This is a genomic window from Streptomyces sp. MZ04 (assembly GCF_004684775.1).
In the GTDB taxonomy this organism is placed as follows: domain Bacteria; phylum Actinomycetota; class Actinomycetes; order Streptomycetales; family Streptomycetaceae; genus Streptomyces.
Window position 1 is genome coordinate 1 of record NZ_SRIC01000360.1, and the last position, 7,376, is coordinate 7,376.

7 protein-coding genes and 2 pseudogenes are annotated in these 7,376 nt (G+C 70.7%); 6 read left to right on the plus strand and 3 right to left on the minus strand.

Features of this window, described 5'->3' with window-relative positions:
- The 3 genes from E2651_RS39085 to E2651_RS39095 all read left to right on the plus strand — a co-directional run.
- On the plus strand, positions 1 to 1,169 hold a 1,169-nt coding region (locus E2651_RS39085), incomplete at its 5' end, for a sensor histidine kinase (protein WP_135336029.1).
- On the plus strand, positions 1,166 to 1,804 hold the full coding sequence (locus tag E2651_RS39090) for a response regulator transcription factor (protein ID WP_135336030.1): 639 nt from the start codon (positions 1,166 to 1,168) through the stop codon (positions 1,802 to 1,804). The genes E2651_RS39085 and E2651_RS39090, both read left to right, overlap by 4 nt.
- Positions 1,805 to 1,924: 120 nt before the next feature.
- Positions 1,925 to 2,431 (plus strand): hypothetical protein, encoded by a 507-nt coding sequence (locus tag E2651_RS39095; RefSeq protein WP_135336031.1) that lies wholly within the window; start codon positions 1,925 to 1,927, stop codon positions 2,429 to 2,431.
- On the opposite strand, the gene E2651_RS39100 is transcribed toward E2651_RS39095, so the two are convergent.
- Positions 2,432 to 3,100, minus strand: coding sequence for a pentapeptide repeat-containing protein (locus tag E2651_RS39100; RefSeq protein WP_209446358.1), 669 nt, complete (start codon positions 3,098 to 3,100; stop codon positions 2,432 to 2,434). It abuts the gene before it with no gap.
- A gap of 101 nt (positions 3,101 to 3,201) precedes the next feature.
- Between E2651_RS39100 and E2651_RS39105 the strand changes: the two are divergent.
- Positions 3,202 to 3,726 (plus strand): annotated as a pseudogene (locus E2651_RS39105) (FAD-dependent oxidoreductase); the annotation flags it as partial.
- A 94-nt stretch (positions 3,727 to 3,820) separates the two neighbouring features.
- The gene (locus E2651_RS39110; RefSeq protein WP_135336032.1) at positions 3,821 to 4,834 is read left to right on the plus strand and encodes a zinc-binding dehydrogenase; all 1,014 of its coding nucleotides are present in this window, start codon (positions 3,821 to 3,823) and stop codon (positions 4,832 to 4,834) included.
- Between the two features lie 19 nt (positions 4,835 to 4,853).
- Here E2651_RS39110 and E2651_RS39115 read toward each other — a convergent pair.
- Positions 4,854 to 5,111, minus strand: a pseudogene (locus tag E2651_RS39115) (GNAT family N-acetyltransferase); the annotation flags it as partial.
- A gap of 82 nt (positions 5,112 to 5,193) precedes the next feature.
- Here E2651_RS39115 and E2651_RS39120 point away from each other — a divergent pair.
- Entirely contained in the window at positions 5,194 to 6,444 is a 1,251-nt protein-coding gene (locus tag E2651_RS39120; RefSeq protein WP_245239489.1) for a transposase, read from the plus strand.
- Between the two features lie 87 nt (positions 6,445 to 6,531).
- Here the strand turns inward: E2651_RS39120 and E2651_RS39125 are convergent, their stop codons facing one another.
- Positions 6,532 to 7,296 carry a thioredoxin domain-containing protein gene (locus E2651_RS39125; RefSeq protein WP_135336033.1) on the minus strand — a complete coding sequence of 255 codons (765 nt, stop codon included), beginning with the start codon at positions 7,294 to 7,296 and terminating at the stop codon, positions 6,532 to 6,534.
- Positions 7,297 to 7,376 lie beyond the last annotated feature (80 nt).

Below are 7,376 nucleotides of genomic sequence, written 5' to 3' on the forward strand. Positions count from 1 at the left end.
CCCGCTGGCTCGCAGCCGTCATGCACACGGCGTTCTTCCTCCTCCTGGCCGCCTCGCTGGCCCGCTTCCTGCTCCGTCACCCCGGCGAGCCCCGCACCCCGTGGATCATCGCGCTCTCCGTCTCCCTCGCGCTGCTCTACGTACTCGGCCCCTCGCTCGGCACCCGCCCCACCCCGCACCGCCTTGCCTGGCTGACCCTCGTCGTGGCGGCCTGGGGCGTGCTCGTCCTCCTCGCACCGAGCTTCGCGTGGTGCGCGGTGCCGCTCTTCTACACCGGGCTCCGTACGCTGCCGCCGCGCGCCGCGCTGGTCCTGGTGGCCGTCCTGACCGCCTTCGTGGTCACCGCGCAGCTCGAGCTCGCGGGCCGTTTCGACCCGAACCTGCTGTTCGCGCCGCCCGCGTGGGCGGCGGTGGCCAGCGCCGTCTTCCTGTACATGCAGCGCCAGGCCGCCCGCCAGCGCGCACTCATCGACGACCTCATCCGCACCCGCCGCGAACTGGCCGCCACCGAACGCCGCGAGGGCACGCTCGCCGAGCGCCAGCGCCTCTCCATGGAGATCCACGACACCCTCGCGCAGGGCCTGTCCAGCCAGCAGATGCTGCTCCAGGCCGCCGACCGGGTCTGGGACGCGGACCCGGCCAAGGCCCGCACCCACGTCCGTACCGCCGAATCGATCACCGAACGCGGCCTCGCCGAAGCCCGCCGGTTCGTGCAGGACTTGGCGCCCGCCGACCTCGCGGACGGCGGCGGTGTGACCCAGGCGCTGCGCGCGCTCGCGGAACAGGAGTCGGACGCGGGCCTGACGGTGCGTTTCCACGCGGAGGGCGGCCCGGTGCCGCTGCCGGACCGGGTCGGCTCGGCGCTGCTCCGTATCGCGCAGGGCGCGCTGGCGAACGTACGCGAGCACGCGGAGGCGAGCACGGCGGCGCTGACCCTGACGTTCCTGGACGACCAGGTGGTCCTGGACGTCGCGGACGACGGCAGGGGCTTCCATCCTTCCGCCTCTAGGAGCACCGGCGTACGGGGCCACGGCCTTCCCGCGATCCGCGCGCGGGCGGGCCAGCTCGGCGGCACACTGACGATCGAGTCGGCACCGGGCGAGGGCACGGTCCTTTCCGTGTCGATCCCTCTGGAGCCCCCGCTCGAGCCCCCCTTGGAGACCTCATGACGACCACACCGCCCGTCCGCCTCCTGGTCTGCGACGACCACGTCGTCGTACGCGCGGGTCTCCTTGCCCTGCTTGGCAGCGCGCCGGACATCGAGGTGGTCGGCGAGGCGGGCACGGGCGAGGAGGCGGTGGCCCTGGCCGCGAAGCTGACGCCGGACGTGGTCCTGATGGACCTGCAGCTGGGCGAGGGCATCGACGGCGTCGAGGCGACCCGCCGCATCACCGCGGCGTCGGCCGAGCCGCCCCACGTACTGGTCCTGACGACCTACGACACGGACGCGGACATCACCCGGGCCATCGAGGCGGGCGCGACCGGCTACCTCCTCAAGGCGGAACGCCCCGAGGAGCTGTTCTCCGCGATCCACGCCGCGTCCCAGGGCCGCACCGCGCTCTCGCCCCCGGTCGCCTCCCGCGTCATGGCCCGGATGCGCGCCCCGCACCCCACCCTCACGGACCGCGAACGCGACATCCTCGGCCAGCTGTCCCAGGGCCTGGGCAACCGGGAGATCGCCCGCGCCCTGTTCATCAGCGAGGCCACCGTGAAGACCCACCTGGGCCGGATCTACGACAAGCTGGGCGTCGACACACGGGCGGGCGCGGTGGCCGTGGCGAAGGAGCAGCGACTGCTGCCCTGACCCGACCCGACCTGACTCGACCTGACCTGACCTGACCCGGCCTGACCTGACCCGACCTGACCTGACCTGACCTGACGGCCGCGGACCGCGCCGCCGCCCGGCCGTGACACCATCGACCCCGTGCTCGACATCGGCTACGCGCTCTCCCGCCGCTTCCCTGATCCTCCGCAGCTGGACTACAGCCGGGCGGACGTCCGGGCGCTGCGCCACGACCTCTTCTGCGGGGATGTGTACCTGGCGGACACCAAGGCCGACCGGGAGCTGTCCACAGCCTGGGGATGGGTTCCCGTGCTCGACTTCGCGTGGGCGCTGTGCGACATCGTCGAGACGCTGGACCAGGATCCGCTGGGGAGCCGGGCCTCCCGTCCCCAGTACGCGGAACTGGACTTCACGGAGTCCAGCGACCGGATGCTGTTCACCCGGCGGTTCGGCTGGGTGGACATCGAGGCGGACTGGATGCGGGCGGAGGACCCCCCGCTGACGTTCTCCCACACGGAGCTGCGGCGCGAGGCCCGTGACTTCCTCCAGGACCTCCTGGCGGACCTCACCGACCTCCACGACTCCCTGGCCGACAACCCGGCGATCTGGACCCTCCAGTCCCGCTACCCCCGTGTGCCTCCGGCGTAGCTACTCCACCCGCACCCCCACCTGCGCCGCGAACGCCGGGGCCAGGTCGAGGAGTTGGGCCGTGCTGATCACCGCACCGGCCAGGCAGTCGATCCCGCGCAGGATGTCCACCTCCGCCGCCGACCGCAGGTCGACATCCTTCATACGTACGCCGCTGAAGTCCGCCCCCTTCAACGCGCAGTCCACGAACTCCACCCGCTCGAGGGCCGCCTGCCCGAAGTCCGGCTCGACCAGCACGCACCCTTCGAACACGACGTCCTTCAACCGCGCCTTCCGCAGGTTCAGATAGTCGATCTTGCCGCCCCGCACGACGACCCGCTCCAGCACACTCCCGTGCAGCTGGACGCCCCCAAGACGCGCGTCCACCACCTCGACGTCCCGCAGCGACGCCTCCACCAGCTCCGTGCCGACCCCCCTCAGCTCCGTCAGCACAGAGTCCACGAAGCGGGCCCGGCTCAGCCGCGTCTCGGTCATCCCGCACCCCGTCATCGCACAGTCGAGGAACAGCGCTCCCCCGCCGTCCTGACCGCCGAGGTCGAGGTCCCGGAACTCCACCCCGTCGTAGTCCCCGTCGGGCGACAACTCGCCCTCCTCGAACGCCCGGAGCGCCGGCAGCCGGACCTCGGGCCGCCGAGCCTTCTTCACCACTGCCGCACCCTGTCGTCCCATTCCCCCATCGTGCACCCCGCCACTGACAAGGCGCCCCGATGTCACATCCGGCGCACCCCGGCCGTCGTACCGGAGAAGGCCCACAACGGACCCCACCGCGAAACCTGGGCGTACGCGTGGAGTCGCTGTCCCGCGTCGACGACCCCGGCGCCCTGACCGCCGAAGGACCCGTCGTCGTCACCACCGCGCTCCCCGCGGCCCGCCATCTCCTGCGCGACGACTCCCTCCAGTCGACCAGCGCCCGCACCACCCTCGTCGACCTGGCCCTGCGCTCCCGCAAGGGCGACCTCTTCGCCGTCTCCGACCTGGACGGGACCGGCTGGGTCGAGCGGTTCACCACCCAGGACCGCAGCCTGGCCCCCGCCGGCCAGGAGCTCGTCCAGGCCCAGATCCCGCTCTCCCCCGACGAGTCCAAGGCGGACGGCTCGACCCGCCTCGAGCACCTCATGGACCTGGGCTTCCCCGACTGGCGCGACCGTCCGGCGATCGACCGCGGCGACGGCGTCTACCTGGCGGGCGACCAGGTGGCGGCGCCCGGACTGCTCTCCGAGGTCTCCTTCAACAGCGCGCTCGAGGCGGTGACGCTCGCGCTCACCCCGGCAAGGCTTGACCTCAAGTCCGCTTGAGGTAAGAGGCTGGCGAAAGAACAGCCAGAACTGGCCCAGAACCAGGCCAGAACCAGGCCAGAACCAGGAAAGCCACCACCGACAGGAGCCCACCATGCACGCCATCCGCCTGCACACCTTCGGCCCGGCCGAGAACCTCACGTACGAGGAGACGGCGGACCCGGTACCGGGTCCCGGCCAGGTCCGCATCGCCGTGACGGCGGCCGGCGTGCACCTCCTGGACACCGCGATCCGCGAAGGCAGCAAGGGCCCGCTCCCCGAACTGCCCCCGCTGCCCACGATCCCCGGCCGCGAAGTGGCGGGCACGGTCGACTCCGTGGGCGAGGGAGTCGACCCTGCCTGGCTCGGCAGACGCGCGGTCGCCCACATCGGCCTCGTCCCCGGCGGCTACGCCGAGCTCACCGTCACGGAGGCCGCCCGCCTGCACGAGATCCCGCAGGGCCTCGACGACGCGGAGGCCGTCGCCCTGATCGGCACGGGCCGTACGACGATGGGCATTCTGCAGTTCGCCGACCTGGCCCCCGGCTCCGTGGCCGTGATCCCCGCGGCGGCGGGCGGCATCGGCACGCTCCTCGTCCAGTACGCCAAGCACCGGGGCGCCACCGTCATCGGCCTCGCGGGCGGCCCGGAGAAGACGGCCATGGTCGAGGCGAACGGCGCGGACCTGGCGGTGGACTACAAGAACCCGGCGTGGCCGGACGAGGTGCGTACGTACCTGAAGAGCCTCGACACCCCCGGTGCCACCGTCGTCTTCGACGGAGTCGGCGGCGACGCGGGCCGCGCCGCCGTGGACCTCCTCGCCCCCGGCGGCACCCACATCGTCTTCGGCTGGTCCGGCAAGGGCCTGCACGACGGCGAGCCCCTGACGTTCACCGAAGAGGAGCTCGCGGCCCGTGGCATCACCCAGGTCAACGTCCTTGGCCCGGCGATGATGCAGAAGGCCGGCGGCGACAACCCGGTCCGCACCCTGGAGCTCGCCGCCCTCGCCGAGGCGGCGCGGGGCCACTTCACCCCCGCCGTCCAGCGCTTCCCCCTGTCGGAGGCGGCGGCCGCGCACCGCGCCCTGGAAAGCCGGGGCACGACGGGCAAGGTCGTACTGATCCCCTGACCAAAAGCCGGTGGGTCCGCTACTCGCCGGCGGACCCCAACTCGGCCAACGCCCCATCGGTCAGCCGGTAAACCGTCCACTCGTCCTGCGGCAGCGCACCGAGGGACTTGTAGAAGTTGATCGACGGCTCGTTCCAGTCGAGCACGGACCACTCGAGGCGCTCATAGCCCCGCTGCACGCAGATCCGCGCCAGCTCGGTCAGCAGCGCCTTGCCGTACCCGCCGCCGCGCGCCTCCGGCCGTACGTACAGGTCCTCCAGGTAGATGCCGTGCATCCCACACAACACCACGTTCACCCGATGGGGTGATGTACCGGGAACATGCGGTGGAGGGCCGTACGGGTGTATACATTCGGTGATCGTGAAGCTGGTTGTGCAGGTCAAGCTGTTACCGACGCCCGCACAGGCGGCGGCGCTTGAGGCGACCCTGCAGGCATGCAACGAGGCCGCGTCATGGGTGGGTGAGGTCGCCTTCGAGCGCGGGGAGTTCAAGAACTTCGCTCTGCGCAAGCACACCTATGGGCAGGTCAAGGACCGGTGGCGACTGGGGGCGCAGGCCACCCAGCACGTGATCAAGAAGACCTGTGACGCCTACGCCACCCTCAAGGGCAACCTGAAGGCCGGAAACCTGGGCCGCCCCGGCTCGAAGCGCTACCGCCGGGCCACCGAGAAACCCATTGCCTTCCGACCCCAGGGCGCCCAGCCCTACGACGACCGGATGCTCTCGTGGCAAACCACCGAACGGACGGTGTCCATCTGGACCACTGGCGGCCGGATGAAGCACGTGGCGTTCACCACCTCGCCCGAGCAGCTGGCCACGCTCGCCCTGTACCGCAAGGGTGAATCGGACCTGCTGGAGCGCGACGGCATGTGGTTCTTGAACGCCATCTGCGAGGTGCCCGCAGCGCCGTTGAACAATGATCCGGTCGACTTCCTGGGGATCGATCTGGGTATCGCGAACATCGCCACCACCAGCGATGGTCAGATCATGGCCGGGCGTGAACTCAACCGCGGCCGCCTTCGCGAACGCAGCCTGCGCGCGAAACTGCAGAAGAAGAACACCCCGTCCGCCAAGCGCCGCATGCAGAAGCGGCGTCGCAAGGAGGCCCGGCGGGCGAGAGACATCAACCACAAGATCGCGAAACATGTGGTGGCCGAGGCAGAACGCACCGGTCGCGGAATCGCCCTGGAAAACCTGACGGGCATCCGCGAGCGGGTACGGCTTCGCAAGCCCCAACGGGCCACCCACTCCAGCTGGTCCTTCGCCCAGCTGGGGGCGTTCATCGCGTACAAGGCTCGCAAGGCCGGGGTGCCGGTCGTGCATGTCGATCCCGCGTACACCTCCCGCACCTGCGCCGAATGCGGACACATCGACAAAGCGAACCGGGTCTCCCAGGCCCTCTTCGTCTGCCGGAACTGCGGATTCGTTGACCACGCAGACCGGAACAGCTCCCGCAACATCCGCGCCAGAGCGTGGGAGTTGTGGCGACGCGGGGTCGAGTCAACGGCCCCTGCCCCACCCGGAAACCCTCGGATGGGGCTGGACGCAAACGCTGCATCACCGCCAGTGATGCTCGTTGTGCAAGACCAGGACTTAGTCCCGGACAGCTGACGAACCACAGCGAGAAGCCACGACCCCGCGGGGGTGAGGCAGCCGCACGGGGATTTCCCGCAGCACCGTCGGATCAGGAGATGCGGATCAGGAAATCCCGGAAGCCTTGAGCTTCTTGGAGAACGCGGCCTCGTCGAACAGCACGTTGCCCTCCACCTTCTCGCCGTCGATGAGGACGGTCGGCGTGCCCTGCATGCCGTCGTCGGTGAAGGCCTGCATGGCCTCACCGACCCACTTCTTGTACGTCACGTTCTTCACCGCCTTGTCGAACTCGGCGCCCCGCAGACCGTCCACCTTGTCGGCGATCTTCAGCAGGAAGGCAGCGGTGTACGCGTCCTCGGTCTCGCTCTCGGGCTGGTTGGCGAAGACCGCGGCGTGGAACTGCGGGAACTTGCCCGCCTCCACGGACGCCCGCAGCGCGTTCGCCGCGTTCACCGAGCCGTGGCCGCCGAGGTTGTTGTCGAGGAACGAGGCGAGCGTGTACTCGACCTTCACCCGGCCCTCGGCCACCGGCTTCACCAGGGCCCGCGCACCGGTCTCCTCGAACTTCTTGCAGATGGGGCAGCGCGGGTCCTCGTACAACTTGACCACGTGCGCGGCATCCGGGTCGCCGACCGTGATCACGCCGCCCTTCACGGTGGCGGGGACCTTGGCCAGCGCGTCGGTGCCCGCCGGGGGCTCCTTCGCCTCGGGTCCCGCGGGGGACGCGGACTCCGAAGCCGAGGCCGTGGCCGACCCCTTGTCGCCGCCCCCGCCCGTGAGGTCCTCGGGCCCACAGGCGGCTGCGCCCCCGGCGACGAGTGCGGTGGCGGCCACCGCGGCGACGATGCGCCCGGCCTTGCGTACGGCCATCTGAACAGTCCTCCAAGATCTCGGCACGTGACGGATCGGCACGTGACGGATCAACGTATCGAACACCCGCCCCCAAGCCC

Coding starts and splice junctions, on each gene's coding strand:
- E2651_RS39090 (WP_135336030.1), top strand. CDS start 1,166: ATGACGACCACACCGCCCGTCCGCCTCCTGGTCTGCGACGACCACGTC.
- E2651_RS39100 (WP_209446358.1), bottom strand. CDS start 3,100: ATGGGACGACAGGGTGCGGCAGTGGTGAAGAAGGCTCGGCGGCCCGAG.
- E2651_RS39110 (WP_135336032.1), top strand. CDS start 3,821: ATGCACGCCATCCGCCTGCACACCTTCGGCCCGGCCGAGAACCTCACG.
- E2651_RS39125 (WP_135336033.1), bottom strand. CDS start 7,296: ATGGCCGTACGCAAGGCCGGGCGCATCGTCGCCGCGGTGGCCGCCACC.